The sequence below is a fragment of the Mesorhizobium sp. W016 genome (genome assembly GCF_054719485.1).
Map to the genome: position 1 here is coordinate 1,566,909 of NZ_JBTTIF010000002.1, position 26,520 is coordinate 1,593,428.

A 26,520-nucleotide genomic window follows, 5' to 3' on the forward strand; every position below is an offset into this window, starting at 1 on the left:
GTGCGATGTCGAAGCGAATCGCCGGTCCCGAGATCGAACGCCTGATCCAACTCCTGGCCAAGGTGCCGGGGCTAGGGCCTCGTTCGGCCAGGCGTGCGGCACTGCACCTCATCAAGAAGAAGGAGCAGCTTTTGTCGCCACTCGCCGCCGCCATGGCTGAAGCCGCCGACAAGGTGCGCATCTGCACGACCTGCGGCAACGTCGATACCTCCGACCCTTGCATGATCTGCACCGATCCGCGCCGCGATGCCTCGACGCTGATCGTCGTCGAGGATGTCTCCGACCTCTGGGCGCTGGAGCGGGCGGCGGCCATGAATGTGCGCTACCATGTGCTCGGCGGCACGCTGTCGCCGCTCGACGGCATCGGCCCCGACCAGCTCAATGTCCGCTCGCTGGTCGACCGCGTCGCCGGCGGCGAGGTGAAGGAGGTGATCCTCGCCGTCAACGCCACGGTCGAGGGCCAGACGACGGCGCATTATCTCACCGACCAGCTCTCGGGTTTCAAGATCAAGGTCACCAGGCTTGCACATGGCGTGCCGGTCGGCGGCGAACTCGACTATCTGGATGAGGGGACGCTGGCGGCGGCCTTGCGCTCGCGGACGGCGTTTTGACGCAATTGGCGGGCAGGATGTGCGACATGAAAGCTTCGCATTCTTCGAGGTTTGCGCCAAACACCCCCCTCTGTCCTCCCGGACATCTCCCCCTCAAGGGGGGAGATCAGCAGCTTCTCGGGCGGCATTCTTCTTTCAACGCTGGTGGTTGGCGAAAACCGAAGCGACAGCCAATCTCTCCCCTTGTGGGGGAGATGTCCGGCAGGACAGAGGGGGGCGCGACAGAAAGCGGACCTTTCGGATTGGCGCTCGTTGCGCTTCTCGCATCCCTTGTTGCCCTGCTTTTTGTAGCCCCCGCCTCCGCCGCCAAAATCGACGACCAGTTCCGCGCCTGGCTGCAAACCGATCTCTGGCCGGAAGCCCAGACCAAAGGCATCTCCAAATCCACCTTCGACGCCGCTTTCGATGGCGTGAAGCCGAACCTCAAATTGCCCGACCTCGTCCTGCCCGGCGAGAAACCCAAAACCCCGCAAAAACAGCATCAGGCCGAGTTCGGTTCGCCCGGCGCCTATTTCGCCGAAAAGACGGTGCGCGCCGTCACGTCAGGTGGGCGCACGCGCGAGGCGGCCAACGCCAAGACGCTGGCTGCGATCGAAAAGCGCTACGGTGTCCCGGGCGAGATACTGTTGGCGATCTGGGGCCGCGAGACCGGCTTCGGCGCGGCGAAAATGCCCTACGACGCCTTCGATGTTCTCGGCACCAAGGCGTTCATGTCGACCAAGAAGGACTTCTTCCGCACCGAGGTACTGGCGGCGCTCGAGATCGTCGAGCATGGGTTGGCGCCGGTCGGCGCCATGAAATCGTCCTGGGCCGGCGCGCTCGGCCAGCCGCAATTCATGCCGACCTCGTTCCTGAAGCACGCCGTCGACTACGACGGTGATGGGCACCCGGACATCTGGAATTCGACGCCGGACGTGCTGGCCTCGATCGCCAACTATCTCGTCCACTATGGCTGGGTGAAGGGGCGTGGCTGGGGTTTCGAGGTGACGGTTCCGGAAAGCGTTTCCTGCTCGCTCGAAGGTCCCGACCAGGGCAAGAAGATCTCAGCCTGGGCGGCGATGGGAATCAGCCGCGTCGGCGGCAAAGCCTTTCCGGCCAACGAACTGAAGGCGGAAGGGTTCCTTTTGATGCCGGCCGGACGCAGCGGTCCGGCCTTCATCGCCACGACAAATTTCTACGTGCTGAAGCAATACAACACCAGCGACCTCTACGCCCTGTTCATCGGCCATGGCGCTGACCGCATCGCCCATGGCGATGCTGATTTCGTCGGCAGCTGGGGTGCGGTCGGCGGCCTGCATCGTTCCGACATCGCCGCGCTGCAACGGGCGCTGGAGGCCAAGGGCTACGATGTCGGCAGCGCCGACGGCCTGCCCGGCTTCAAGACCCGCCGCTCGATCGGCAGCTGGCAGGAAAAGAACGGCCGCCCCGCCACCTGCTTCCCCGACGCCGATCTGGTTGCTGCCATCAAGTAACACGGAAAAGAGCAGATTTTTCCCCATCGGCGGCTGCAATTGGCTCGCCCATGCTTCGACGCGCACAGTATATTCCGGTCCAGTATGCCGGCTCGCAAAAATGCCCGTTGCCGGTTGGAGGGCTGCCGGATAGGGTGTTGACCAACTGGAAAAAAATCAACACGGTATGGGGTCTAACGGTCGTCCTCCGGCCGCGAAAAAGATTACTGCAGCCCTGAGCCGGGAACTCGGGGTCAACAATCAACAAAACAGGGAACAATCATCATGATGATGGAAAAGTTTGCTCTACGTTCGCGCGTCTGGCTCGCAGGTGCTGCCATGTCCGCTCTGCTCATTGGCGTCGCGCCGGCCTTTGCCGTGACCCCCGCCGACACGCTGGTCGAAGGTTTTGCCATCGACGACATCATCTCCATGGATCCGGGCGAGGCGTTCGAACTGTCGACCGCCGAAGTCACCGGCAACACCTATGATCTGCTGGTCCGCCTCGACCTCAGCGACACCTCCAAGGTCAAGGGCGACCTTGCCGAGAGCTGGACCGTCTCCGACGACGGCCTGGTCTATACGTTCAAGCTCAAGCCCGGCCTAAAGTTCGCTTCGGGCAATCCACTGACGGCCGCCGATGTCGCCTATTCCTTCGAGCGCGCCATCAAGCTGGATAAGCCGCCGGCATTCATCATCAACCAGTTCGGCATCAGCGGCGACAATGTTGCCGACAAGGCCAAGGCCGTCGACGATACCACCTTCCAGTTCACCGTCGACAAGGCCTATGCGCCGAGCTTCGTGTTAAACTGCCTGTCGGCAACGGTCGCTTCGGTCGTCGACGCAAAGCTGGTCAAGGAACATGTCGCCGCGGTGACGCCGAGTGCCGACTACAAATGGGACAACGATTTCGGCAACGCCTTCCTGAAGACCGGTTATGCCGGCTCCGGCGCCTACAAGCTGCGCGAATGGCGGGCCAATGAGGTCGTCGTGCTGGAGCGCAACGACAATTACAATGGCGAGAAGGCCAAGCTCGCCCGCGTCATCTACCGCAACATGAAGGAAAGCTCGGCACAGCGCCTGGCGCTCGAAGCAGGCGACATCGACGTTGCCCGCAACCTCGAGCCGAACGATCTCGACGCCATCGCCAAGAATGCCGATCTCACCACGACCAGCGCGCCGAAGGGCACGGTCTTTTACATCAGTCTCAACCAGAAGAATCCGAACCTCGCCAAGCCCGAGGTTCGCCAGGCGTTCAAATATCTGGTCGACTACGATGCGCTGAGCACGACCATCCTCAAGGGCATTGGCGAGATTCACCAGACCTTCCTGCCCAAGGGCGTGCTGGGCGAACTGGACGAAAATCCGTTCAAGTTCGACGTCGCCAAAGCCAAGGAACTGCTGACCAAGGCCGGCCTGGCCGACGGCTTCAGCGTAACCATGGACGTACGCACGGGACAGCCGACAACGGGCATGGCGGAATCGATCCAGCAGACGCTTGGCCAAGCCGGCATCAAGCTGGAAATTATCCCGGGCGACGGCAAGCAGACGCTGACCAAATACCGCGCCCGCAATCATGACATCTATATCGGCCAGTGGGGCCAGGACTATTTCGATCCGAACTCCAACGCCCAGACCTTTGCCTCAAACCCGGACAATTCTGATGAAGGCAAGACCAAGACGCTGGCCTGGCGCAATGCCTGGGACATCCCGGACCTGACAAAGCAGACCGAAGCAGCCTTGCTGGAGAAGGATGCCGGCAAGCGCGCCGATATGTACAAGAGCCTTGAAAAGACGATCCTCGACACCAGCCCCTTCGTAATCATCCACCAGCAATTGGAAGTGGCAGGCCTGCGCAAAAACCTGAAAGGCTTTGCGCTCGGTCCGAGCTTCGACACCAACTTCGTCGGCCCGGTCTCCAAGGAATAGCGCCGGCGGACGCGCCCTGATGAGCGCGATTGAAAACCAGGCGACGGCGGGGCAGGGAAGCGCCCGCGCCGTCGCTATCTTGTTGGCGATCGGCCGCTTCCTGGTCATCGCCGTCACCACCTATCTCGGCCTGCTCGCGGTGACCTTTTTCATCGGCCGCATCATTCCGATCGATCCGGTGCTGGCGGTGCTCGGCGACCGCGCACCGGCCAATGTCGTCGAGCGCACCCGCCGCGAGATGGGGCTCGACCTGCCGTTGATCGAGCAATTCTATATCTATCTCAAGCATGCGCTGAACGGTGATTTCGGCACCTCTGTGCTGACCACCAATCCTGTGATGACCGACATCCGCCGTGCCTTTCCGGCAACGATCGAACTGGCGACTTTGGGCACTCTGATAGGGTCGTTGATCGGCGTGCCGCTCGGCGTTCTGGCAGCGGTAAAACGCGGCAGTCTCATCGACCAGATCGTTCGCATTGTCGGCCTGATCGGCTATTCCGTGCCTATCTTCTGGATCGGGCTTTTGGGGCTTGTCCTGTTCTACGCCAAGCTCCAATGGGTGGCTTTTCCCGGCCGCCTCGACATCGTCTACGAGTACACATTCACACCGATCACCGGCTTCTACCTGCTCGACGCCGCGCTGCAGGGCCAGTGGGATGTCTTCTACGACGCTTACCGCCACATCATCCTGCCGGCAGGGCTGCTGGGCTATTTCTCGCTCGCCTATATCAGCCGGATGACGCGCTCCTTCATGCTGAACGAGCTGTCGCAGGAATACATCGTCGCCGCGCGCGCCAAGGGCCTGTCTGAAACGCGAATCATCTGGGGCCATGCGCTGCGCAACGCCGCGGTGCCGATGGTCACGGTGATCGCGCTGTCCTATGCCGGGCTGCTCGAAGGTTCGGTGCTGACCGAGACGGTGTTCTCCTGGCCCGGCATCGGCCTCTACATCACCAATTCGCTGCAGAACGCCGACATGAACGCCGTGCTCGGCGGCACCATCGTCATCGGTTCGGTGTTCATCGGCATCAATCTCCTGTCCGATGTTCTCTACAAGGTGCTCGATCCGAGGACGAAGACAGGATGAGCGCCGAAGCAATCCAAACGCGCCGCGATTGGCTGCTCAGCGATCGGCCGGCCTCGCGCATGCAGGCACGGCTCGGCCGCGCCTACGTCGCTTGGCGGCGCTTTTCCGCCAACCGGCTGGCGTTTCTCGGCCTGCTCATCATCATCGCGCTGCTGCTGGTCGCAGCCTTTGCCGATGTGCTGGCGCCCTATTCGCCGACCATCGGCGATCTCAAGAATGCCCGGCTTTTGGCGCCGAGTGCGGCGCATTGGTTCGGCACCGACGATCTCGGCCGCGATATCTATTCGCGCATTCTTTTTGGCTCGCGCTGGACCCTCTATGTCGTCATTCTTGTCGCTGTCATCGCAGCCCCCATCGGCCTTTTGGTCGGCACCGTCGCCGGCTATGCCGGCGGCTGGACCGATGCCATTCTGATGCGCATTACCGACATCTTCCTCGCCTTCCCCAAGCTGATCCTGGCACTGGCCTTTGTCGCCGCCCTTGGCCCCGGGATCGAAAACGCGGTGTTGGCCATCGCCATCACCTCGTGGCCGCCTTACGCGCGAATTGCGCGGGCCGAGACGATGACCGTGCGCAATTCCGATTACATCAAGGCGGTGCAATTGATGGGCGCCTCGCCGTTCCGCATCGTGCTGCGCCACATCATGCCGCTCTGCATCTCTTCGCTCATCATCCGGGTGACGCTCGATATGGCCGGCATCATCCTCACCGCCGCCGGCCTCGGTTTCCTCGGCCTCGGCGCGCAGCCGCCGCTGCCGGAATGGGGCACCATGATCGCGTCCGGCCGTCGCTTCGTGCTCGACCAATGGTGGGTGGCCGGCGCGCCCGGCTTCGCCATCCTGATCGTCAGTCTCGGCTTCAACCTGCTGGGCGACGGCCTGCGCGATGCGCTCGATCCCCGGAGTGGCGACCAATGAGTGGTGACCAATGAGCGGTGCACTTCTCGATGTCGACGACCTGCGCGTCACCTTCCCGACTCGGACCGGCCTCATCCAGGCGGTGCGCGGCGTCACTTTTTCGCTTGGCCGAGAGCGGCTGGGCATTGTCGGCGAAAGCGGCTCCGGCAAGTCGCAGACCGGCCGCGCCATCATGGGGCTGACGCCGCCGCAGGCCCTTGTGTCGGCCAAGAAGCTCGCCCTCGACGGCATCGACCTTCTGGCCATACCGGCCCGTCAGCGCCGGGCGCTGCGCGGCAAACGCATCGCCATGATCCTGCAGGATCCGAAATATTCGCTCGACCCCGTGATGAGCATCGGCCGCCAGATCGTCGAGACGCTGCGCACGCATGAAAAGGTCTCCAAGGCCGAAGCGCGCGAGCGGGCGCTGGCCATGCTGGAAGCTGTGCAGATCCGCGATCCCTCGCGTGTCTTCGACCTGCATCCGCACGAGGTGTCCGGCGGGATGGGCCAGCGCGCCATGATCGCAATGATGCTGATCGCCGGACCGGAACTGATGATCGCCGACGAGCCGACCTCGGCGCTCGACGTCACCGTGCAGCTCGATGTGCTCGGCATCCTCGACCGCTTGGTCAGTGAGCGCGGCATGGGCCTGATCTTCATCTCGCACGATCTGCGGCTGGTCGCCTCCTTCTGCGACCGCGTCATCGTCATGTATGCCGGCAAGGTGGTCGAGCAGCTCAAGGCGTCGGAGCTGCGCGACGCCAAGCATCCCTACACGCGCGGCCTACTCAACTGCATGCCCAGGATCGGTTACGAACGCCACCCGCTGCCGGTGCTCGACCGCAAGCCGGAGTGGGCGGCATGACGCCAGCCATTTCGATTGAAGGGCTGGAGGTGGTGTTCGACCGTTTTCGCGCGCTGAAAGGGGCGAACCTCGAGGTGAAGTCCGGCGAATCCTTCGGCCTGGTCGGCGAGAGCGGTTCCGGCAAGTCGACGCTGCTCAAAGCCATTGCCGGCCTGGTGCCTGTCGCATCCGGTACTATCACGGTCAATGGCAAGACGCTGGGAGCGCGCCGCGACAAGGCTTTTTATCGCGAAGTGCAGATGGTCTTCCAGGACCCCTATGGTTCGCTGCACCCGCGTCAGACCGTCGACCGCCTGCTGCAGGAGCCGCTCGCCATTCACGGCTTTGCCGATGGCGAGCAACGCATCCAGCGCGCCCTCGACGAGGTCGGATTAGGCAACGGTTTCCGTTTCCGCTACGCGCACCAGCTCTCCGGCGGTCAGCGTCAGCGCGTGGCGATCGCGCGGGCGCTCATCCTCGAACCGTCGATCCTGCTGCTCGACGAACCAACCTCGGCGCTCGACGCTTCGGTGCAGGCGGAAGTGCTCAACCTGCTGGAAGAGGTTCGCCGTCGGCGCAAGCTGACCTTCCTGATGGTCAGCCACGACCTCGCCATCATCACCCATATGTGCGAGCGCCTAATGGTGATGCAGAACGGCGAAGCGGTGGAAAATCTCACCGCGAGCCAGCTGATCGGGCATCGCGTAGAGAAGGATTATACGCGCAATCTGTTGAGGGCGAGCGAGGGGTTTGTGCGGACCGCTTGAATCTGAGGTTTCCTATGGCGGAATGGACGTTCGAAGACCCACCCAATGTCGCGGTGTTGTCGGACAGAAGCATATTTAAACGTGGTGACTGGATCGCATACGTTGTGCACGAAGCTGATGACGACGATAACCACAACGATGAGGGTGGCAGTTGGCAATTTCATAGCAACGACAAGCAAAATCGAGATGAACCCGAGCTAATGCTCGTCAGCCTCCAGAATGTGGTTCAGCGGGATGAGAGCATCCTGGAATTGGCTGATTTGCCAAAAGGCTGGCATGCTTGGCGCAGTTCAAAATTGTCGCCTTGGCAGCGCGCTAAATCACTCCCTGTACCCTCCAACGACAACGAGTGATGCAGGAGGGCTAAGTCGAGCTTTGCGCCAGTTCGCCGTTCTCCGGAACAGATGGTTCGTCCCCCTGCTTAGGCTCCTTGATCCTGAACCACGTCACATAAAGCGCCGGCAGGAACAGCAGCGTGATCGCCGTGCCGGCGATGATGCCGCCCATCATGGCGTAGGCCATCGGGCCCCAGAACACTTCGCGCGCGATCGGGATCAGCGCTAGGCTGGCGGCCGCGGCCGTCAGCGCGATCGGCCGCATGCGGTGCTCGGTCGCTTCGATCACGGCTTCCCAGCGGTCTTGGCCCTCGGCCACCAGATCCTCGATCTGCACGATCAGGATCACCTGAGTTGCGGATCAGGATGCCGATCAGCGCCAGGACGCCCAGAATGGCGACGAAGCCGAGCGGTGCGCCGCTCGGCACCAGGGCCGCGACCACGCCGATCAGGCCGAGCGGCGCCACCGCCACGACCAGGAACAGGCGCTGAAAACTTTGCAACTGGATCATCAGGATGGTCGCCATCACGAACAGCATCAGCGGCACCACCGCTGCGATCGGTCCCTGGCTTTTGGCGCTTTCCTCGACCGAGCCGGCGGTTGCAACGGAATAGCCGGGCGGCAGTTTGGCGATGAAGGCGTCGACCGACGGCTTCAATTCGTTGACGACGGTGGCCGGCAGCACGTCGCCAACGAGGCCTGCGCGAACGGTGATCATCGGGATGCGGTTGCGCCGCCACACCGTCGGCTGTTCGAGGTCGTAGCGGAAGTTCGCCACCGCGGCGAGCGGGATCGCTTCGCCGTTCCCGGTGACGGGTGAGCTGTCACGGACTGCCCCGTACGTGTATCGGTCGGCTGGTTAAGACCGGTCTGTCGAAGTGGCCCGCATCGACGACAGGCCCAATCGCCCGGCGGCGGTGCCAACTTGAGGAAAACGTGAAATAAGGTCAGAAGAGGCCTTGGCATTCATCTAACGAGAACGGGCGTCGGCCCGATGAGGGACGAAATGAAGAACGCAGCCATTTCTGAGCGCAAGAACCAGTCGATCTCGCGCGGCGTCGGCATGACGACGCAGATCTATGCCGACCGCGCCGAGAATTCGGAGATCTGGGATGTAGAAGGCCGCCGATACATCGATTTCTCCTCCGGCATCGCCGTCGTCAACACCGGCCACCGCCATCCCAGGGTGATCGAGGCGGTCAAGGCACAGCTCGACCGCTTCACCCATACCTGCCACCAGGTCGTGCCCTATGAGAGCTATGTCAGGCTGGCCGAACGGCTGAACGGCATGCTGCCCGGCAAGTTCGAGAAGAAGACCATCTTCGTCACTACGGGTGCTGAAGCGGTCGAGAACGCCATCAAGATCGCCCGCAACGCCACTGGCCGCCAAGCCGTCATCGCCTTTGCCGGCGGCTTCCACGGCCGCACCTTCATGGGCATGGCGCTGACCGGCAAGGTCGTGCCCTACAAGGTCGGCTTCGGCGCCATGCCGGGCGACGTCTACCACGCGCCGTTTCCGGTGCCGCTGCACGGCGTGTCTACAGCCGATTCGCTGGTCGCACTCGACAAACTGTTCAAGGCCGATGTCGATCCGGCTCGCGTTGCCGCCATCATCATCGAGCCGGTCCAGGGCGAGGGCGGCTTCTACGACGCGCCGCGCGAATTCCTGACGGCGCTGCGCAAGCTCTGCGACCAGCACGGCATGCTGCTGATCGCCGATGAGGTGCAGACCGGCTTTGCCCGCACCGGCAAGATGTTCGCCATGGATCATCATGAGGTCGCGGCCGACATTACCACCATGGCGAAAAGCCTGGCCGGCGGCTTCCCGCTGGCGGCGGTCACCGGCCGCGCCGAGATCATGGATGCGCCCGGTCCTGGCGGGCTCGGCGGCACCTATGGCGGCAGCCCGATCGGTGTCGCCGCAGCACACGCCGTGCTCGACGTAATCGAGGACGAAAAGCTGTGCGACCGCGCCAATACGCTGGGCGCCCGGCTGAAACAGCGGCTGCAGTCGATCCGCGACGATGTGCCCGAGATTGTCGACATCAGGGGTCTCGGCTTCATGAACGCGGTCGAGCTCAACGACGTCAAGAGGGGCCTGCCGTCGGCCGAGATCGCCAATGCGATCCGGCTGAAGGCGCTCGACAAGGGGCTGATCCTGCTGACCTGCGGCGTCTACGGCAACGTCATCCGTTTCCTGGCTCCGATCACCATCCAGGACAATGTCATGAACGAGGCGCTCGACATTCTGGAAAGCTCGATCCGCGAAGTCTGCGCTGCCTAGTGCAAACCCCTACCTCGCCCTTGTGGGGAGGTCGGACCGCAGGTCCGGGTGGGGGCCTCGCGCCGACCCCAACCCCGCTGCTTCGCAGCGACCCTCCCCACAAGGGGGAGGGTAAGTGCGTCTAGCCCGCAGCCCGTGCCGGCTCATCCTGCTGGAACGCGGCCAGCGCCGCCTTCAGCCCATCAGGCCCTTCCGCAACAGTCTGCGCCATCGGCGAAAACCCGGCCCCGAGCATCTTGCGGCCCAGCATATGGTCGCCCGGCCTGTTGACGGATTCGATGCCGAGCAGCCGGCTTCCAGCATAGTGGTAGATCGAGAACTTGTTCTCAGCGAGGTCGCCCAGCACGACATGGCTGTCGCCGCCCGAGGTCAGCCCGACCATCTGCAGTTTCATGTCGCCGATGTCAGACCAGAACCACGGCACCGCCGCATAGGCGTCCGTATGGCCGGTGATCGTGCGTGCGGCAAGCCGCGCCTGGTCGGTGGCGTTCTGCACCGATTCCAGCCGCACGTCGCCGCCGGTCGACCAGTGGCGGTAGGAAGCGGCGTCGCCGATGGCCAGAATATCAGGCACTGAGGTGCGCATCTGTTGGTCGACGCGGATGCCATTGGCGACAGTCAGTCCGGCAGCCTGAGCAAGTTCGACATTCGGCACGGCGCCGATGCCGACGATGACCATGCGCGCGGGCAGCCTTTCGCCGGTGGAGGTGATGGCAGCGCAGACATGGCCGTTTTCCCCTTCCAGCCTGGCAATGGTGGTGCCGGTGAGGATACGCACGCCGATCGCCTCCAGCCGTTGGCGGACATGGCTCGCCACCACCGGCGCCACGGCGCGGCCAAGCAGCCGGTCGACAGCCTCGACCAGGGTGACGTTGCGGCCGGCGGCCCTCAGCGTAGCCGCGATCTCCAGCCCGATGAAGCCGCCGCCGAGGATGACCACGTCTTCGCTTTGGGCGCTGAGCTGGCGGATCAGCCGCGCATCGGCGATCGAGCGCAGCGACAGCACGCCCGAGAGGTCGGCGCCCGGCAGCGGCAGGAGCCGCGGCCGCGAACCGGTGGCCAGGATGAGCCGGTCGAACGGCAGCACGCCGCCGCCTGCTATGTCCAGCTTGCGGCCTGCCGTATCGATGCTGTCGATTCGGACGCCCGGCCTGAAGTCGATGGCGCTGCCGGTGTAAAAGGCCTCGCCGCGCAAGGGTTGCGGCTTGGCATCGGCGTCCTTGATGAAGGTCTTCGACAGCGGTGGCTTGTGATAGGGCAGATCGGTTTCGTCGCCGATCAGTACGACAGGCCCGTCATAGCCTTCCTCGCGCAGGCTGGCGGCCGCTTGCACGCCCGCATGACCCGCACCGAGAATGACGACCCCGTTCTTCATCGCAAACCGAATTCCTGTTTCAAATCTGGAGCATGATGCCGAAAGTGTGAAGCGGTTTTCGGACGACATCATGCTTTGATTGTGAGCCGTTCCGCCAGATGGCGATTGTCTGCCGCCGTCGCAAGAGCCCGGTCCGGGTCGCACCCGGAACGGTCGCTTGTCAATCGCGCCGTCTCTCATCTTGGCTGCTGGCTATACGATTTAAAGTTGACAGTCCTAGTTTAGAATAATTCTAAACTGTTGTTTCAATTGAATTTTCTAAGGCTCACCAGTTGACTTCCGGCCTCGCCATCGTTTTATGGAGGCTCGCGCGTCAGCGCATCCCTTTGATGTTTGGGCCTTGAACCCGTTCGATTGGAGGCATTTGGTGTCTTTCTTCCGTGAGCCGCAGAGCGGCGCGGCATCTGTCGTGACCTACGGCATGCCTATGTCTTGGCACCGTTTGGCACGCGCGCCTTTTACCGAATTCCCTTTGAACTGGAGAATGATGATGACAGCGCGATATGGCGGCAGGCTGGCTGCGATCGGTGCCACGGCTATGTTGACGGCGGCGGTTTTCATCCTGCCGGCCAAAGCGGCGGAGATCGATGCCAAGGCGGTCATCAAGACCTATTCCGACATCGCGCTGGCCAAGTACGAGGATTCGCTGACCACGGCGCAGGCACTCGACAAGGCTATTGACGCGCTGCTTGCCAACCCGTCGGCGGACACGCTGAATGCCGCCCGCGATGCCTGGAAGGCGTCGCGCGTGCCCTACCAGCAGACCGAGGTCTACCGCTTCGGCAACAAGATCGTCGACGACTGGGAAGGCAAGGTGAACTCCTGGCCGCTGGACGAAGGGCTGATCGACTACGTCGCCAAGAGCTACGGCACCGAGTCCGACGCCAACGCGCTCTACACCGCCAATGTCATCGCCAACAAGGAAATCGAGATCAACGGCAAGAAGGTCGACGCCTCCAGGCTGACGCCGGAATTCCTCTCCGGCACGCTGCAGGAGGCCGGCGGCATCGAGGCCAATGTCGCCACCGGCTATCACGCCATCGAATTCCTGCTCTGGGGCCAGGATTTGCACGGCACCGGCCCGGGCGCCGGCGAGCGTCCGTACACCGACTATGACCTCAAGAACTGCACCGGCGGCAATTGCGATCGCCGGGCCGAGTATCTGAAGTCGGCCAGCGATCTTCTGGTCTCCGACCTGCAGGAGATGGTCGGCAACTGGAAGGAAGACGGCGCCGCCCGCAAGAACCTCGTCGATGGCCAGCCGAACACCGCTATCTCGGTGATCTTCACCGGCATGGGCTCGCTGTCCTACGGCGAACTGGCCGGGGAGCGCATGAAACTCGGCCTGCTGCTGCAAGATCCCGAAGAGGAGCACGACTGCTTCTCGGATAATACCTACAACTCGCATCTCTATGACGCCATCGGCATCCGCGCCGCCTATCTCGCCAGCTACACGCGCACCGACGGCGCCGTCGTTTCAGGCCCGTCGGTGCACGATATGGTCAAGGCGGCCGATCCGGCGATCGACAAGGAACTGTACGACAAGCTCGATGTCTCGGTCGCCAAGATGGAGGCGATCAAGGCGCGGGGAGTGGCCGGCGAGGCCTACGACCAGCAGATCGCCGAGGGCAACACCGAAGGCAATGCTACCGTGCAAGCGGCAATCGACGCGCTGGTCGACCAGACCAAGTCGATCGAACGCGCCGTCGGCGCGCTGAAGCTGAACAACATAGCCTTCGAGGGGTCCGACAGCCTCGACGCACCGGACAAGGTGTTCAAGTAGCCGCGAGCATGACCCCGAAAAGTGGAAGCCGGTTTTCGGAAAAGGTCATGCTCAACTAAGACGTACCACCAGCCAAACGGCGCGGAGGGGCGCCGTCAGCCAGAGCCAATCCATGCTGATCTGCCATTGCAACATCATCACCGAAAAGGAGATTGAGCAGACGATCGTCGATCTGCTGGATCAGGACCCCTGGCAGCTGATCGTGCCGGCGAAGGTCTATCACACGATGCAAAAGCGCGGTCGCTGTTGCGGCTGCTTCCCAAATGTGGTCGAAACGATCATTCGGGTCACCGAAAATTACCACACCCGTTCGGAGGCGAGCGGCGTGGACATCGTTTCACACCTGGATCGCGTCAGAGGCCTGCGCGTCCAATATGGGAGCAGAATCCATGAAAGGCGAACCGCAGATCATCGAGCGGCTTAACGAGGCTCTGTTCCTGGAGCTTGGCGCCGTCAATCAATACTGGGTGCATTTCCGCCTGCTGGAAGACTGGGGATACGCCAAGTTGGCAAAGAAGGAACGCGCCGAATCGATCGAGGAGATGCACCATGCCGACCGGCTGGTGGCCCGTATCATCTTCCTCGAAGGGCATCCCAATTTGCAGTCCGTGGCGCCGTTGCGCATCGGCCAGAACGTCAAGGAAGTGCTCGAATCCGATCTCGCCGGCGAATATGACGCACGCACCGCCTACAAGCGTTCGCGCGAGATCTGCAACGAAGCCGGCGACTACGTGACGATGAAGCTGTTCGAGGAATTGCTGGCGGATGAGGAAGGTCACATCGACTTCCTCGAGACGCAGCTCGACCTCCTTGCCTCTATCGGCGAGGAAAAATACGGCCAGCTCAACGCCGCATCGGCGGACGAGGCGGAATAGGACCATGCAGGAATGCGGCGCCCCCTAGATATTCTGCGCCGCGTGCGGCGGGCTAACGGCCCGCTGCGCCTTAAAAACCTGGGATATCAGGCGTTTCGTGGGCTTTCGGGTGTAATCCTGGCGGCAATTTTGGCCCCGGCCCTGGCCGGATCGTCGGAACCGGTCGGCCTCGCCACGAGCCGCACCGACCTGACGCCGAAGGACCGGTCCCGCGTCCTTGCCGTTACCAGGCCAACCCAGGATTTCTCCAAGCCCGAATCCTTCGAAACGATGCAAGGCGGCGCCGGCACGTCGCGCAGGCAGGTCGACCGCGACGCTTTCTCGCAACCCTCTGAAAACATCACCTTCGAGGAACAGGGCAATTTCAAGCTCGGCAATGCGCTTTTCCGCAAGAACTGGGTGTCGTCGCCATCCTCGACCCAGGCCTCGGATGGTCTCGGACCCCTGTTCAACGAGCGCGCCTGCCAGAATTGCCATTTGAAGGATGGCCGCGGCCGCCCGCCGGCCGCCGACAGCCGCACCACGTCGATGTTCCTGCGGCTAGCGCGCGATGCGAGCACGGCCGAGGAAAAGACCGAGATCGCCGCGCACAAGGTGCTGAACTTCCCCGATCCGGTCTACGGCGCGCAGTTGCAGGGACTGGCGGTGCCCGGCCTCAAGGGCGAAGGCCGCATGTATGTCGACTATCGCGAGGAAAAGGTCACGCTCGGCGACGGCAGCCTGGTTTGGCTGCGCAAGCCGAGCTATTCGGTCGACGGGCTTGGCTACGGCCCGCTTGACCCGCGCACCACGCTGTCGCCGCGCCTGACGCCGCCAATGATCGGCCTTGGCCTGATCGAGCAGATCGCGCCGGCCGACCTCCTTGCCCATGCCGATCCCGACGACCGCGACGGCATTTCCGGCAAGCCCAACATGGTGCGTGACCTCAGCAGTGGGCAACTGACGCTTGGCCGCTTCGGTTGGAAGGCCCAGACCGCGTCGATCCGCCAGCAGGCGGCGGACGCCTTTGCCGGCGACATCGGCATTTCGACGCCGGAAGAGCCCAGTCACTGGGGCGATTGCACCGCAGCCGAAGAGGCCTGTTTGGCCATGCCCAATGGCGTGCAGAAGCGGCTCGGCCCGGTCGAGGCGCCACCACCGGTGATGGACCTCGTCACCTTCTATTCGCAGAACCTTGCGGTGCCGGCGCGGCGCGATGTCGGCGCACCCGCCGTGCTCGCCGGCAAGAAGCTGTTCTACGAGATGGGCTGCATTGCCTGTCATACGCCGAAATTCGTCACCATGCGCGGGAACAAGGCGCAGGCGTTCCAACTGATCTGGCCCTATTCCGACTTTCTGCTGCACGACATGGGGCCTGGCCTTGCCGACGGCCAGGCGGTGGGCGATGCCACGGGCAGTGAATGGCGCACCCCGCCGCTATGGGGCATCGGCCTGACAAAGACCGTCAACGGCAACGCTTTCTTCCTGCATGACGGGCGTGCGCGCACGCTTGCCGAAGCGATCCTGTGGCATGGTGGCGAGGGGCAGAAAGCGCGCGATCGCTTCGCCGCCGCCAATACGGCCGACCGCGATGCTCTCATCAAATTCCTGGAGTCATTCTGATGCTCAAGCGGGTTTTACCTGTTCTACTCCTCCCATTGGCTCTGTTCGGTGCGTCCCCGGCATCGGCCTCGGTGAAAGCCTCCGACGTGATCCAAAGAGCGATCGACGGCTTTGTCCGCCCCGCCTATGCCAGCCTGCATGGCCATGCCGGCACCTTGGCGAAGGCCATGGACGCGCTCTGCCAGGCGCCGTCGCAGGGTAACCTCGATGCCGCGCATGCCGGATTCTCGGCCACGGTCGCAGCCTGGTCGTCGGCTGAAATCATCGGCTTCGGGCCAATCAAGGAGAACAACCGGCTGGAGCGCATGCTCTACTGGCCGGACCGAAAGAGCATCGGCCTGAAGCAGGTGCAGGCGGCGCTGGCCGGCAAGGATCCGACCGCCACCGATCCGGCGCAGCTGGCGGGCAAGAGTGTCGCGATGCAGGGATTAGGGGCGCTTGAGTTCGTGCTTTACGGCGACGGCGCCGAGACGCTCGTCGGCAAGGACGAGCCCTATCGCTGCGCCTATGGCGCGGCGATCGCCAAGAATATCGAGACCATGGCGGCCGATGTCGACGCCGCCTGGAAAAAACCGGACGGTTTTGCAGGCCTGTGGGCCAATCCCGGACCCGACAATGCGCTTTACCGCGACGGCACTGAAGCGGTGACCGAATTGGTCGGCGTGTTCATCAATGAACTCGAAATGGTGCGCGACGTGCGCCTCAAAGGTTTTCTCGGCGCCAAACCGCAGGGTGACAAGCCGAGGCAAGCGATCTACTGGCGCTCGCAAAACACCGGCCTTTCATTAGCCGGCAACCTCTCCGGCATTGATGCGCTGTTCCAGGCCTCGAAGCTCGGCGACGCGCTGCCCGAGGATAGCAGATGGATGGCGGAATCCATCCATATCCAGCTCATCAATGGCGTTGCCACTGCCAAATCCATCCAGGGTCGGATCGACAAGACGCTCGCCGATCCCGCGGAGCGCGGAAAACTCGAACATTTCGCGCTGATCACCTCCAGCCTGTCGGGCTTGATCGGCACCCGGCTAACCGCCGAGTTCGGCCTGACCGCCGGCTTTTCGTCACTGGACGGGGACTGACCAATGGTTGCGACACGCACGCCGCTGATGGACCGCCGCGATTTTCTCAGAGCTGCCGGCGCCGGCTTCGTCGCGTCAATGGCGCCGCGGGCCTGGGCGGACACGCTTGCCGCCGATGCCGTCTTTGCCACCGCCTTCGTCAAGCGCGACGGCAGCTTTGGCGCCGCTGTGTTGTCGGAAGCCGGAAAAGTATTGCATGCGATCGACCTGCCCGACCGTGGCCACGACGTCACCTTCGATCCGGTCTCGAAGCGCTCCGTGGTCTTCGCCCGGCAACCCGGCACCTTCGCCGTGGTCTTCGACCATGCCGGCCGCGAGCCGCCGCTGACCATCGCCAGCATCACCGGTCGGCATTTCTTCGGCCACGGTGTGTTTTCCACCGACGGCGCGCTGCTTTACGTCACCGAAAACAATTTCGACAATGCCGCCGGCGTCGTCGGGATCTACGACGCACGGGCCAAGTTCAGCCGCATCGGCGAGTTTCCGACCTATGGCATGGGGCCGCATGAGCTATTGCTGCTCGGAGACGGCCGGACGATCGCCATCGCCAATGGCGGCATCGAGACCCATCCCGACTATGGCCGCGCCGAGCTCAACATCGCCACCATGAAGCCGTCCTATGTGCTGGTCGATCGCACAACCGGCGATCTCATCGAAAAGCACGAACTGCCGCCGGCTCTGCACCAGCTGTCGATTCGCCACATGGATGCCGACCCCACAGGCACCATCTGGTTCGGCTGCCAGTACCGCGGGCCGGGCACCGAGCGGCCACCGCTGGTCGGCCGCGCCACGCGCGGCAAGGGGCTGCAGCTGCTCGACATGCCGCAGGACGTGCTATCCGGCTTCCGGAATTACATCGGCTCGGTCGCCGCCAACCCGATTGCCGGCACGGTCGCGGTGTCTTCGCCGGAAGGCAATTCGCTGGCCGTCATCGACGCCGCCAGCGGCAAGATCGTCGCCACCAAGGCGCTGGTCGAGGTCTGCGGCCTGGCGCCCGACGGCCCGGGCTTCATGGCAACCACGGGTGCCGGCGAAATCATCGAAGGCAGCGGCGCGACGCGCTCCGAGCCCGACTATGTCTGGGACAACCACATGCTGCGCATCGCGCCGGCGGCGTAAGCCGTCCGGCCTGCACCGAAGCGAAGCCGCTTAACAATTTACGCGCTGGCTCTTGCGGCGGCGCGCCGTGGCGGGCAGAGGGAGACTGTTTTTCGAACCGGTCGCCCATGAAACTGCTCGCCATCGACTGTGCCGCCAATCTCTGCGCCGCTTGCGTCTATGACGCATCGGGCGACAGAGAGCTCGGCCGCTCGGTACTCGATCTCGGCAAAGGCCACGCCGAACACCTGATGGCTGTCATTGACGAAGCGTTGAAAGCGGACGGCACCGATTATGCCGGCCTTGGCGCCGTTGCGGTCTCCATCGGTCCGGGTTCCTTCACCGGCCTGCGGGTGGGCGTCTCGGCGGCGCGCGGCCTGGCGCTGGCGCTGAAGATCCCGGCGATCGGGGTAACGACACTGGAGGCGCTGGCGGCCGAGGCGAGGGCGGCATTTCCCGGCCGCCCGATCCTGGCGGCTCTCGATGCAGGCCGCGAGGAGATCCATGCGGCGTTTTACGATGCGGAAGCGATTTTGCGCTATGGTCCGGCTGTGACCACACTTGCCCAAGCCGCGGGAATGGCGGCGGACAATCGTCCGGTGCTTGCCGGCACGGCCGCCGTGCAGATCGCAGCCGCGGCCGGTCGCGATTTCGATATCGGCCCGACGGCTGCCACCGCCGACATTGCCGTCTACGCCCGGCTCGCCGCTGCAAAAGGTGAGGGCGACAAGCCGAAGCCACTCTATCTGCGCGGCGCCGATGCCAAGGCGCAGGCCGGGTTCATCCTGTTGAGGCAGGAAAAGTGATGCGCATCCCTTTCCTCCAGCCGCGCCGCAGGGACTATGCGCTCGAGCCGCTGACCATCGCCGACAGCCCGGCAGCGTCGGTGCTGCACCGCGAGGATTTCGTCCGGCCCTGGACCGATGGCGAGTTCGCCGCGTTGCTCGAACAGGAAACCGTGTTCGGCTATGCCGCGCGCGAAATCGGCCAGGGCGCCAAGCCGCCGGTCGGCTTCGTGCTGGCCAGGCTTGCAGCCGGCGAGGGCGAGATTCTGACCGTGGCGGTGGCGCGCTCGCATCGCCGCCAGGGGCTCGGCTGGCAGTTGATGGACGCGGTACTGCGCGAATTGCATGCGCAGCGGGCCGAGGCGCTGTTCCTTGAGGTCGACGAGACCAATGTCGCTGCCATCGCCCTCTACCGGCGGCTGGGTTTCCGCCAGGTCGGCCACCGCGCCAATTATTACCGCTCGACCGAACATGGTCCTACCGGCGCGCTTGTCATGCGCCGCGATCTTCGCTAGCCAAAGTTTTGGGGCAGGGCCAAGCTGCATGATCGGAAAAATCAGGATCTTCCTGGCGCTGAGCCTCGTTGTCATCGGTTCGCTGGTCCTTGTGCCTTTGCAGCTGCTGTCGATGAAGACCGGAATCTGGCGCGAGACGGTCATTCTGAAGGCCTGGCACAGCCTCATCGTCCGGACGCTCGGCCTGCGCATCCATGTCAAAGGTGCGCTGTCCAGCCAGCGCCCGCTGCTGGTCGCCTCGAACCATATCTCCTGGACCGACATCATGGTGCTGGGCTCCTTTGCCGATGTGACCTTCATCGCTCGGGCGGACATGGAGGGATGGCCGCTGATCGGCTGGCTGTCGAAACTGCAGCGTACGGTCTTCATCGAACGCGAGCGCAAGCGGACAGCTGGCGACCAGGCCAGCGAGATCGCCAGCCGCATGGCCAAGGGCGACGCCATGGTGCTGTTTGCCGAGGGCTCTACCGGCGACGGCAACACCATCCTGCCGTTCAAGAGCACCTTGTTCGGCGCCGCCTCGATGGCGATTTCGGAAGGCGCGGCCGAGCAGGTCTTCATCCAGCCGCTGGCGATTGCCTACACGCGGGTGCACGGCGTGCCTCTCGGCCGTCGCCACCGGCCGCTCGCTGCCTGGATCGGCGATCAGGACCTGATGCCGCATCTCAAGGTGCTGATGGCCGAAGGCGCCATTGACGTCGAGGTGCATTTCGGCGAGCCCATCGCCTTTTCCAAGGGCTCGAACCGCAAGGAAACGTCGAGGCTGATGGAAAGCCAGGTGCGCGCCATGATGCAGGCCGCGCTCGCCGACCCGCGCCAGAGTCGGTAGCGCAACCTAGAATCGTCTGTTTTTTGTCACGGAAAGGCGTTAGAAGCCGCCGGATGGATTTGAACACGATAGAGCGGAACGAAACCGACAGCGCCTTGCAAAGCGCTGCTGTGGCGTCCGCCTCGGCCAAAAAGGTCTTCGTCAAGACCTATGGCTGCCAGATGAATGTCTATGACTCACAGCGCATGACCGATGCGCTGGCAGCCGACGGCTACACCGCGACCGATGTCATCGCCGACGCCGACCTGGTGCTGCTCAACACCTGCCATATCAGGGAGAAGGCGGCGGAAAAGGTCTATTCTGAGCTCGGCCGCATCCGCGACATGAAGGCTGAACGCGCAGCAGTTGGGCGCGAAATGCTGATCGGCGTCGCCGGTTGCGTCGCGCAGGCCGAAGGCGCGGAAATCATCCGCCGTTCGCCTGCTGTCGATCTGGTCATCGGCCCGCAGACCTATCACCGGCTGCCCGATGTGCTGGCCCGGGTGCGTGGCGGCGAGAAGATCGTCGAGACCGAATACGCCATCGAGGACAAGTTCGAGCATCTGCCGCAGCCGAAGCGTGCCGAAATGATCAAGCGCGGCGTCACCGCCTTCCTCACGGTGCAGGAAGGCTGCGACAAATTCTGCACCTTCTGCGTCGTGCCCTATACCAGGGGCTCGGAAGTGTCGCGGCCGGTGGCGCAGATCGTCGCCGAAGCCGAGCGGCTGGCCGATGCCGGTGTGCGCGAGGTGACGCTGCTGGGGCAGAACGTCAATGCATGGCACGGCAAGGGTGAGGATGGCATGGAATGGGGGCTTGGTCGCCTGCTGTTCCGGCTAGCCGAGATTCCCGGCTTGGCGCGGCTGCGCTACACCACCAGCCATCCGCGCGACATGGACGACGAATTGATCGCTGCCCATCGTGACCTCCCGGCTTTGATGCCTTATCTGCACCTGCCGGTGCAATCCGGGTCAGACCGCATCCTCAAGGCGATGAACCGCAGGCACACGGCCAAGGACTATCTGGCGCTGCTCGAGCGCATCCGCGCTGCACGCGGCGACATCGCGCTGTCCGGTGACTTCATCGTCGGCTTCCCCGGCGAAACCGAGGCCGATTTCGAGGCGACGATGGGTCTGGTGCGCCAGGTGAACTACGCCTCGGCCTTCTCGTTCAAATATTCGCCGCGTCCCGGCACGCCGGGCGCCGATATGCCCGATCACGTGCCGGAAGCGGTCAAGGATGAACGCTTGCAACAGCTGCAGGCATTGTTGCTCAAGCAGCAGCAGGATTTCGGCCTGGGCCTGGTCGGCAGCACCATCGACACGCTGATCGAGAAGCCCGGCCGTCAGGCCGGCCAGAAGGTCGGCCGCTCGCCTTGGCTGCAGCCGGTTATTGTTGATGAAAAGGCCGGCGAAATCGGTGACATTATCCGGGTGCGAATCACGAAGACGGGCTACAATAGCCTGTTCGCCGAGTTGGCTTGATGGCCTCGGCAGATGAGGAGAGACGGTTGAGCGCTGCTGAAGTGAAGACTCTGCCCCAGAACCAGACATCCGGGGCCTCTGACATGGCGCACATCGTTCTGACTTTCGACAACAACAAGCTTGCCAGCGCCCTGTACGGCCAGTTCGACGAGAACCTGGCCCGGCTCGAGCAGAAGCTCGGCGTCGACATCCGCTCGCGCGGCAACCAGTTGACCATCAAGGGCTCGGCCTCGGCGGCCGAACAGGCGCGCCGCGCACTCGACAATCTCTACGGCATTCTCCAGAAGGGCACCGACATTGGCCAGTCCGACGTCGATGGCGCCGTGCGCATGGCCATTGCCGCCGACGACCAGCTGACGCTGCCGACGCTGGAACGCAAGGGCAAGGTTTCGGCCGCCCAGATCTCCACCCGCAAGAAGACGATCTATGCCCGTTCGCTCAACCAGGACGCCTATATGCGGGCGCTGGAGCGTTCGGAACTTGTCTTCGGCATTGGCCCCGCCGGCACCGGCAAGACCTATCTGGCGGTGGCGCATGCGGCGATGCTGCTCGAACGCGGCATGGTCGAGCGCATCATCCTGTCACGGCCGGCGGTCGAGGCCGGCGAGCGGCTGGGTTTTCTGCCCGGCGATATGAAGGAAAAGGTCGATCCGTATCTGCGGCCGCTCTATGACGCGCTTTACGACATGATGCCGGCCGACAAGGTCGAGCGCGCCATTGCCGCCGAGGTCATCGAGATCGCGCCGCTGGCCTTCATGCGCGGCCGCACGCTGGCGCATGCCGCCGTCATCCTCGACGAGGCGCAGAACACCACGCCGATGCAGATGAAGATGTTTTTGACCCGCCTCGGCGAGAATTCGCGCATGATCGTCACCGGCGATCCGACGCAGATCGATCTGCCTCCAAGCACCAAGTCGGGCCTCGTCGAAGCCTTGCGTGTCCTTGACGGCGTGGCGGGCGCGGTAACCGTGCGCTTCAACGATGTCGACGTTGTGCGCCACCCGCTGGTGGCCGAAATCGTCAGGGCCTATGACCGCGACGCCAAGCTGGCGCGCGGCCTCGGCGCCGAGAGCTGATGTGACGATGCGGGCTCATGCCTGAAGACATAAGACCTGGCGGCGGGGATAGTTCGGTTCCCGTCGAGATCGATATGTCGGTCGAGGCCGGCGACTGGCCCGATGAGGCGGCGCTGACGCGTCTGGTCGATCGCGCCGTGTCGGCTGCCTTTGCCGAAACCGCTGCTGCCGGTCCTTCCGAACTCAGCATCGTCTTTTCCGACGATGCCCATATCCGTACCCTCAATGCCGGCTGGCGCGGCAAGGACAAGGCGACCAACGTCTTGTCTTTCCCTGTTTTTCCGTTCCCCAGGGGTGGCAAGCTGCCGCCCATGCTGGGTGACATCGTGCTGGCCGCCGAGACGGTGGCGCGCGAAGCAGCCCTGGAAGACAAGCCCTTCGAGAACCATATCACCCATCTCGTCATCCACGGCCTGCTGCATTTGCTGGGCTACGATCACGAGACCGATGCAGAGGCCGATGAGATGGAAGCCATCGAGCGCTCAGCGCTCGCAAGGCTTGCCATTCCCGATCCCTACACGTAATGACAAAAGACCAATTGACCGGACGACGATGAACGACAAACCAGAAACTGCCGCCCGCCCCGAGGCTGGCAGTGCGACAAAGCCTTCCGATACGACGGAAGAGGGATCGAGTCCGAGTCCCAGTTCCGGCAGCCCCGCTTCTGGTGGCATTGCCAGCGAGCCATCGCCTGCCGGTCCGTCCCTGTTCGACCGCGTCTTGGGCCTTTTCAGGCAGCGGAACGGCACCAGCCTGCGCGAGGAAATCGCCGGCGCGCTTGCCGAAACGACCAGCGATGCCGGGTCTTTCTCGCCCGGCGAACGCGCCATGCTCAACAACATATTGCGCCTGCGCGAGGTACGCGTCGAGGACGTCATGGTGCCGCGCGCCGATATTGAGGCCGTCGAGATCACCACGACGTTGGGCGATCTGCTCGGTCTGTTCGAGCAGTCCGGCCATTCCCGCATGCCGGTCTATTCCGAGACGCTCGACGATCCGCGCGGCATGGTTCACATCCGCGACGTGCTGGCCCACATCACCAAGGTCGCCCGGGTCAAGAAGGGCAGAACATCCAGGAAGACGCCGGCAACGACGCTTCTCGACCTCGCCCAGGTCGATCTCGGCCGCACCATCGGCGACCTCAATCTGATCCGCCCGGTGCTTTTCGTGCCGCCCTCGATGCTTGCCTCCGACCTGATGGGCCATATGCAGACGACGCGAACCCAGATGGCGCTGGTCATCGACGAATATGGCGGCACCGATGGTCTCGCCTCGCTGGAAGACATCGTCGAGATGGTCGTCGGCGATATCGAGGACGAGCATGACGAGGACGAGCCGCTGATCACCCAGACCGGCGAGGGCGTGTTCGTCGTCGACGGCAAGGCCGAGATCGACGAGGTCGCCAAGATGATCGGCGAGGACTTTACCGCCGGTGAGCATGGTGAATATGTCGACACGATCGGCGGCATGATCTTCAACACGCTGGGCCGCGTGCCCGCGCGTGGTGAGGTTGTGCAAGCCATCCCCGGCTTCGAATTCCACGTGCTCGACGCCGATCCGCGCCGCGTCAAGCGGGTGCGCATCGTCCAGAACCAGAAGGGCGAGCGTCGCCGCCGCGTGACCGCCCCCCGCACCGAGCAGGCCTAGGACAGAACGTCGCCCGGCCGATGACGATCGACGATCCCTTCAAGCACTCAACCTTTGGCTCGGGTGTGTTCTACAAGGGCCCGCGAGCCGCATTGAAATGGCTCGAAACGGCCTTCGGCTTCGAGCCGAGCATGGTGGTCAGCGACGCCGACGGACGGCTGGTCCATGCCGAAATGCGTTTTGGCGACGGCTACATCATCGTCGATTCCGAATGGGCCGATCATATTGCCAGTCCGGTAAGCGTCGGCGGCAAGAACACTCAGTCGGTCTGTGTGCATCTGAAAGACGGCCTGGACGTGCATTGTGAGCGGGCAATGGCGGCTGGAGCCCAAATCGTCGAGGAGCCTGCCGCCCATTTCTACGGCGAACGGCAGTATCGGGCGCGCGACCCCGAAGGCCATGTCTGGACCTTCACCCAGACCGTGCGCACCGTGCCGCGCGAGGAGGCCGAGCACCTGAGCGGGCTCACCATCGAGGGATGGCACCGATAGCGCAGCGATCGGCCGGTTCGCGTTTCAATAAATCTGATAAATCTTGGCTCCTGATTCGCGCGACTTGGGAAGTCTGTATGGAGCGCCTTGCCGGCCGGATAATTCTGCTTTGGGGCTGGCGACGCGCGCTGGTGGCGTTTCTTGCCGGGGCGCTGGCGGTGCTCGCCCAGGCGCCTTACGATTTCTTCGCCGTCTGTTTCGTCTCGTTTCCACTGCTGGTCTGGCTGCTCGACGGCGCCACCGGCGAGGCTTCCGACGGCTGGCTCAGGCGCCTGCGGCCGACTTTTGCCATCGGCTGGTGGTTCGGTTTCGGCTATTTCCTCGCCGGCCTGTGGTGGATCGGCGAGGCGCTTCTGGTCGAGGCCGACAGTTTCGCCTGGGCCTTACCCTTCGCGGTCGTCGGCATTCCTTTGGCGCTGGCATTTTTCTACGGCTTCGCCGCCGTCGTCGCGCGGCTGTTATGGACCAACGATATTGGCCGCGTTGCCGCCCTTGCCTTTGCTTTTGGCCTGACGGAATGGCTGCGCGGCTTCCTGTTCACCGGCTTTCCCTGGAATGCCGTCGGCTATGCGGCGATGCCCGTGCCGCTGTTGATGCAAAGCGTGTCGGTGACCGGCATGGTCGGCATGAACGCGCTGGCGGTCTTTGTCTTCGCCATGCCGGCCTTGCTTGCAGCACGCCGGCATGTCCGTCTCGGTGTGGTCCTGCTTGCCATTCTCGTCGCCGCCCATGCTGGCTTCGGCTATTTCAGGCTCGCGACCCCCGACAAGCCGACAACCCGCACTCTCGATGTCCGTATCGTGCAACCGGATGTCGACCTCAGCGAAAAATGGGACGCCTCGGTGCGCGACCGCATCTTCGCCACGATGATGGGCCTGTCGGCCGCAGCGCCCGATCCCGGCCATAACAAACCGCAGTTGATCCTGTGGCCGGAGACCTCGGTACCCTTCCTGTTCACCGAGCGTCCGGACGCGCTGACCGCGGTCGGCGACATGCTGCAGCCTGGTCAGATGCTGATTGCCGGCGTCGTGCGCGAGGAGCGCGGATCCGGGGCGGATGCCGACAGCCGCTACTACAATTCGGTGGTGGCGATCGATGACAAGGGCGAAATCGCTGATGCCGTCGACAAGGTCCATCTGGTCCCGTTCGGCGAGTATCTGCCGTTTTCCGGTCTGCTCAGCCGCTTCGGCATCGGACAGCTCGTCGCCGGGCCGATGAATTTCGCCGCCGGCAACGAGCGCCATCCGATCGCTTTGCCCGGCGGCATCAGCGCCTTGCCGTTTATTTGCTACGAGGTGATCTTTCCTGATCTTGTGGCTGTTGACGCAACGTCATCCCAGCTTATTGTGAACGTCACCAACGACGCATGGTTCGGCGACACGCCTGGGCCGTACCAGCATTTCAGGCAGGCTCAGATTCGCGCGGTGGAAAACGGATTGCCGCTGTTGCGCGCCGCCAACAACGGCATTTCCGCCGTTGTCGATACGCGGGGACGCATCGTCGACGCATTGGCGGTCGATGCACGTGGCGCCATCGACGTGCGGGTGCCGATCTCCGGCCAAGCCTTCATCTCCGCCGCGGGGCGGCGCATTAACGGAATGCTGATCATGTTGGTGTTTGCCGCAATCGCCCTCAGCTTGAACGTAAGGCAACGGCTACGGGTGAATTGACAGTCGACACATTAGAAACTCATA

At 63.5% G+C, this 26,520-nt stretch carries 25 protein-coding genes and 1 pseudogene; 24 read left to right on the plus strand and 2 right to left on the minus strand.

The genetic code is table 11. The features are described 5' to 3' along the window. Positions 1 to 5 precede the first annotated feature (5 nt). The 8 genes from recR (at position 6) to ACYG9V_RS08060 (ending at position 7,941) form a co-directional block, all read left to right on the plus strand. Positions 6 to 611 carry a recombination mediator RecR gene (gene recR / locus ACYG9V_RS08025; RefSeq protein ID WP_023692600.1) on the plus strand — a complete coding sequence of 202 codons (606 nt, stop codon included), beginning with the start codon at positions 6 to 8 and terminating at the stop codon, positions 609 to 611. 194 nt (positions 612 to 805) lie between these two features. Continuing rightward, complete coding sequence (locus ACYG9V_RS08030; protein WP_352763847.1) at positions 806 to 2,083, plus strand: lytic murein transglycosylase; 1,278 nt, start codon at positions 806 to 808, stop codon at positions 2,081 to 2,083. 264 nt (positions 2,084 to 2,347) lie between these two features. Further along, the gene (locus ACYG9V_RS08035) at positions 2,348 to 3,991 is read left to right on the plus strand and encodes an ABC transporter substrate-binding protein (RefSeq protein ID WP_023682026.1); all 1,644 of its coding nucleotides are present in this window, start codon (positions 2,348 to 2,350) and stop codon (positions 3,989 to 3,991) included. Between the two features lie 19 nt (positions 3,992 to 4,010). Further along, complete coding sequence (locus ACYG9V_RS08040; RefSeq protein ID WP_023682025.1) at positions 4,011 to 5,078, plus strand: ABC transporter permease; 1,068 nt, start codon at positions 4,011 to 4,013, stop codon at positions 5,076 to 5,078. Next, on the plus strand, positions 5,075 to 5,995 hold the full coding sequence (gene nikC, locus ACYG9V_RS08045; RefSeq protein ID WP_023682024.1) for a nickel transporter permease: 921 nt from the start codon (positions 5,075 to 5,077) through the stop codon (positions 5,993 to 5,995). Before ACYG9V_RS08040 ends, nikC begins: the two co-directional genes overlap by 4 nt. 10 nt (positions 5,996 to 6,005) lie before the next feature. Continuing rightward, complete coding sequence (locus ACYG9V_RS08050) at positions 6,006 to 6,842, plus strand: ABC transporter ATP-binding protein (protein WP_352537284.1); 837 nt, start codon at positions 6,006 to 6,008, stop codon at positions 6,840 to 6,842. Then, positions 6,839 to 7,588, plus strand: coding sequence for an ABC transporter ATP-binding protein (locus tag ACYG9V_RS08055; RefSeq protein WP_023682022.1), 750 nt, complete (start codon positions 6,839 to 6,841; stop codon positions 7,586 to 7,588). The genes ACYG9V_RS08050 and ACYG9V_RS08055 overlap by 4 nt, the downstream gene beginning before the upstream one ends. A gap of 14 nt (positions 7,589 to 7,602) precedes the next feature. Beyond that, positions 7,603 to 7,941, plus strand: coding sequence for a hypothetical protein (locus ACYG9V_RS08060; RefSeq protein WP_023682021.1), 339 nt, complete (start codon positions 7,603 to 7,605; stop codon positions 7,939 to 7,941). 10 nt (positions 7,942 to 7,951) lie between these two features. Here the strand turns inward: ACYG9V_RS08060 and ACYG9V_RS08065 are convergent. Beyond that, a pseudogene (locus ACYG9V_RS08065) lies at positions 7,952 to 8,735 on the minus strand (efflux RND transporter permease subunit); the annotation flags it as partial. Positions 8,736 to 8,930: 195 nt separating this feature from the next. Between ACYG9V_RS08065 and ACYG9V_RS08070 the strand changes: the two are divergent. Continuing rightward, positions 8,931 to 10,208: a 4-aminobutyrate--2-oxoglutarate transaminase gene (locus tag ACYG9V_RS08070; RefSeq protein ID WP_023738174.1), complete on the plus strand. Its 1,278-nt coding sequence runs from the start codon at positions 8,931 to 8,933 to the stop codon at positions 10,206 to 10,208. A 121-nt stretch (positions 10,209 to 10,329) separates the two neighbouring features. Here the strand turns inward: ACYG9V_RS08070 and ACYG9V_RS08075 are convergent, their stop codons facing one another. Continuing rightward, on the minus strand, positions 10,330 to 11,583 hold the full coding sequence (locus ACYG9V_RS08075) for an NAD(P)/FAD-dependent oxidoreductase (RefSeq protein ID WP_023708184.1): 1,254 nt from the start codon (positions 11,581 to 11,583) through the stop codon (positions 10,330 to 10,332). A 490-nt stretch (positions 11,584 to 12,073) separates the two neighbouring features. On the opposite strand from ACYG9V_RS08075, the gene ACYG9V_RS08080 reads away from it, so the two are divergent. From ACYG9V_RS08080 to lnt, 15 genes are all read left to right on the plus strand, one after another. Then, complete coding sequence (locus tag ACYG9V_RS08080; protein WP_023703489.1) at positions 12,074 to 13,366, plus strand: imelysin family protein; 1,293 nt, start codon at positions 12,074 to 12,076, stop codon at positions 13,364 to 13,366. Positions 13,367 to 13,478: 112 nt separating this feature from the next. Next, positions 13,479 to 13,790 carry a (2Fe-2S)-binding protein gene (locus tag ACYG9V_RS08085; RefSeq protein WP_023669536.1) on the plus strand — a complete coding sequence of 104 codons (312 nt, stop codon included), beginning with the start codon at positions 13,479 to 13,481 and terminating at the stop codon, positions 13,788 to 13,790. Further along, on the plus strand, positions 13,756 to 14,241 hold the full coding sequence (gene bfr / locus ACYG9V_RS08090) for a bacterioferritin (RefSeq protein ID WP_023669537.1): 486 nt from the start codon (positions 13,756 to 13,758) through the stop codon (positions 14,239 to 14,241). The genes ACYG9V_RS08085 and bfr overlap by 35 nt, the downstream gene beginning before the upstream one ends. A 12-nt stretch (positions 14,242 to 14,253) precedes the next feature. Continuing rightward, on the plus strand, positions 14,254 to 15,843 hold the full coding sequence (locus ACYG9V_RS08095; protein WP_352763843.1) for a di-heme oxidoreductase family protein: 1,590 nt from the start codon (positions 14,254 to 14,256) through the stop codon (positions 15,841 to 15,843). Next, the gene (locus ACYG9V_RS08100) at positions 15,843 to 16,922 is read left to right on the plus strand and encodes an imelysin family protein (protein WP_023682016.1); all 1,080 of its coding nucleotides are present in this window, start codon (positions 15,843 to 15,845) and stop codon (positions 16,920 to 16,922) included. Before ACYG9V_RS08095 ends, ACYG9V_RS08100 begins: the two co-directional genes overlap by 1 nt. Positions 16,923 to 16,925: 3 nt before the next feature. Beyond that, on the plus strand, positions 16,926 to 18,041 hold the full coding sequence (locus ACYG9V_RS08105; protein WP_023669540.1) for a DUF1513 domain-containing protein: 1,116 nt from the start codon (positions 16,926 to 16,928) through the stop codon (positions 18,039 to 18,041). A gap of 107 nt (positions 18,042 to 18,148) precedes the next feature. Next, positions 18,149 to 18,826 (plus strand): tRNA (adenosine(37)-N6)-threonylcarbamoyltransferase complex dimerization subunit type 1 TsaB, encoded by a 678-nt coding sequence (gene tsaB, locus ACYG9V_RS08110; RefSeq protein ID WP_023711441.1) that lies wholly within the window; start codon positions 18,149 to 18,151, stop codon positions 18,824 to 18,826. Continuing rightward, the gene (gene rimI / locus ACYG9V_RS08115) at positions 18,826 to 19,320 is read left to right on the plus strand and encodes a ribosomal protein S18-alanine N-acetyltransferase (RefSeq protein WP_023669542.1); all 495 of its coding nucleotides are present in this window, start codon (positions 18,826 to 18,828) and stop codon (positions 19,318 to 19,320) included. Before tsaB ends, rimI begins: the two co-directional genes overlap by 1 nt. A gap of 28 nt (positions 19,321 to 19,348) precedes the next feature. Further along, positions 19,349 to 20,149, plus strand: a complete 801-nt coding sequence (olsA, locus tag ACYG9V_RS08120; protein ID WP_023696735.1) for a lyso-ornithine lipid O-acyltransferase — start codon at positions 19,349 to 19,351, stop codon at positions 20,147 to 20,149. A 53-nt stretch (positions 20,150 to 20,202) separates the two neighbouring features. Further along, entirely contained in the window at positions 20,203 to 21,612 is a 1,410-nt protein-coding gene (gene miaB, locus ACYG9V_RS08125; protein WP_023688746.1) for a tRNA (N6-isopentenyl adenosine(37)-C2)-methylthiotransferase MiaB, read from the plus strand. An 83-nt stretch (positions 21,613 to 21,695) separates the two neighbouring features. Further along, positions 21,696 to 22,688 (plus strand): PhoH family protein, encoded by a 993-nt coding sequence (locus ACYG9V_RS08130; protein WP_027049340.1) that lies wholly within the window; start codon positions 21,696 to 21,698, stop codon positions 22,686 to 22,688. Between the two features lie 17 nt (positions 22,689 to 22,705). Next, positions 22,706 to 23,212, plus strand: a complete 507-nt coding sequence (gene ybeY, locus ACYG9V_RS08135; protein WP_023669546.1) for an rRNA maturation RNase YbeY — start codon at positions 22,706 to 22,708, stop codon at positions 23,210 to 23,212. A gap of 28 nt (positions 23,213 to 23,240) precedes the next feature. Continuing rightward, a complete protein-coding gene (locus ACYG9V_RS08140; RefSeq protein WP_023669547.1) occupies positions 23,241 to 24,335 on the plus strand; it encodes a hemolysin family protein in 1,095 nt (364 codons plus the stop codon). A gap of 20 nt (positions 24,336 to 24,355) precedes the next feature. Continuing rightward, entirely contained in the window at positions 24,356 to 24,826 is a 471-nt protein-coding gene (locus tag ACYG9V_RS08145; protein ID WP_352763838.1) for a VOC family protein, read from the plus strand. 77 nt (positions 24,827 to 24,903) lie between these two features. Further along, complete coding sequence (gene lnt / locus ACYG9V_RS08150; RefSeq protein WP_023669549.1) at positions 24,904 to 26,496, plus strand: apolipoprotein N-acyltransferase; 1,593 nt, start codon at positions 24,904 to 24,906, stop codon at positions 26,494 to 26,496. Positions 26,497 to 26,520 lie beyond the last annotated feature (24 nt).

What these genes read in the sequence shown, in the direction of transcription:
- ACYG9V_RS08035 (WP_023682026.1), top strand. Translation starts at nt 2,348, where the DNA reads ATGATGATGGAAAAGTTTGCTCTACGTTCGCGCGTCTGGCTCGCAGGT.
- ACYG9V_RS08140 (WP_023669547.1), top strand. Translation starts at nt 23,241, where the DNA reads ATGAACGACAAACCAGAAACTGCCGCCCGCCCCGAGGCTGGCAGTGCG.
- ACYG9V_RS08050 (WP_352537284.1), top strand. Translation starts at nt 6,006, where the DNA reads ATGAGCGGTGCACTTCTCGATGTCGACGACCTGCGCGTCACCTTCCCG.
- ACYG9V_RS08105 (WP_023669540.1), top strand. Translation starts at nt 16,926, where the DNA reads ATGGTTGCGACACGCACGCCGCTGATGGACCGCCGCGATTTTCTCAGA.
- lnt (WP_023669549.1), top strand. Translation starts at nt 24,904, where the DNA reads ATGGAGCGCCTTGCCGGCCGGATAATTCTGCTTTGGGGCTGGCGACGC.
- ACYG9V_RS08040 (WP_023682025.1), top strand. Translation starts at nt 4,011, where the DNA reads ATGAGCGCGATTGAAAACCAGGCGACGGCGGGGCAGGGAAGCGCCCGC.
- ybeY (WP_023669546.1), top strand. Translation starts at nt 22,706, where the DNA reads ATGCCTGAAGACATAAGACCTGGCGGCGGGGATAGTTCGGTTCCCGTC.
- ACYG9V_RS08085 (WP_023669536.1), top strand. Translation starts at nt 13,479, where the DNA reads ATGCTGATCTGCCATTGCAACATCATCACCGAAAAGGAGATTGAGCAG.
- ACYG9V_RS08100 (WP_023682016.1), top strand. Translation starts at nt 15,843, where the DNA reads ATGCTCAAGCGGGTTTTACCTGTTCTACTCCTCCCATTGGCTCTGTTC.
- ACYG9V_RS08030 (WP_352763847.1), top strand. Translation starts at nt 806, where the DNA reads ATGTCCGGCAGGACAGAGGGGGGCGCGACAGAAAGCGGACCTTTCGGA.
- olsA (WP_023696735.1), top strand. Translation starts at nt 19,349, where the DNA reads ATGATCGGAAAAATCAGGATCTTCCTGGCGCTGAGCCTCGTTGTCATC.
- ACYG9V_RS08060 (WP_023682021.1), top strand. Translation starts at nt 7,603, where the DNA reads ATGGCGGAATGGACGTTCGAAGACCCACCCAATGTCGCGGTGTTGTCG.
- recR (WP_023692600.1), top strand. Translation starts at nt 6, where the DNA reads ATGTCGAAGCGAATCGCCGGTCCCGAGATCGAACGCCTGATCCAACTC.
- ACYG9V_RS08055 (WP_023682022.1), top strand. Translation starts at nt 6,839, where the DNA reads ATGACGCCAGCCATTTCGATTGAAGGGCTGGAGGTGGTGTTCGACCGT.
- ACYG9V_RS08080 (WP_023703489.1), top strand. Translation starts at nt 12,074, where the DNA reads ATGACAGCGCGATATGGCGGCAGGCTGGCTGCGATCGGTGCCACGGCT.
- miaB (WP_023688746.1), top strand. Translation starts at nt 20,203, where the DNA reads ATGGATTTGAACACGATAGAGCGGAACGAAACCGACAGCGCCTTGCAA.
- ACYG9V_RS08075 (WP_023708184.1), bottom strand. Translation starts at nt 11,583, where the DNA reads ATGAAGAACGGGGTCGTCATTCTCGGTGCGGGTCATGCGGGCGTGCAA.
- ACYG9V_RS08145 (WP_352763838.1), top strand. Translation starts at nt 24,356, where the DNA reads ATGACGATCGACGATCCCTTCAAGCACTCAACCTTTGGCTCGGGTGTG.
- ACYG9V_RS08070 (WP_023738174.1), top strand. Translation starts at nt 8,931, where the DNA reads ATGAAGAACGCAGCCATTTCTGAGCGCAAGAACCAGTCGATCTCGCGC.
- tsaB (WP_023711441.1), top strand. Translation starts at nt 18,149, where the DNA reads ATGAAACTGCTCGCCATCGACTGTGCCGCCAATCTCTGCGCCGCTTGC.
- nikC (WP_023682024.1), top strand. Translation starts at nt 5,075, where the DNA reads ATGAGCGCCGAAGCAATCCAAACGCGCCGCGATTGGCTGCTCAGCGAT.
- ACYG9V_RS08095 (WP_352763843.1), top strand. Translation starts at nt 14,254, where the DNA reads ATGCGGCGCCCCCTAGATATTCTGCGCCGCGTGCGGCGGGCTAACGGC.
- ACYG9V_RS08130 (WP_027049340.1), top strand. Translation starts at nt 21,696, where the DNA reads ATGGCGCACATCGTTCTGACTTTCGACAACAACAAGCTTGCCAGCGCC.
- bfr (WP_023669537.1), top strand. Translation starts at nt 13,756, where the DNA reads ATGAAAGGCGAACCGCAGATCATCGAGCGGCTTAACGAGGCTCTGTTC.
- rimI (WP_023669542.1), top strand. Translation starts at nt 18,826, where the DNA reads ATGCGCATCCCTTTCCTCCAGCCGCGCCGCAGGGACTATGCGCTCGAG.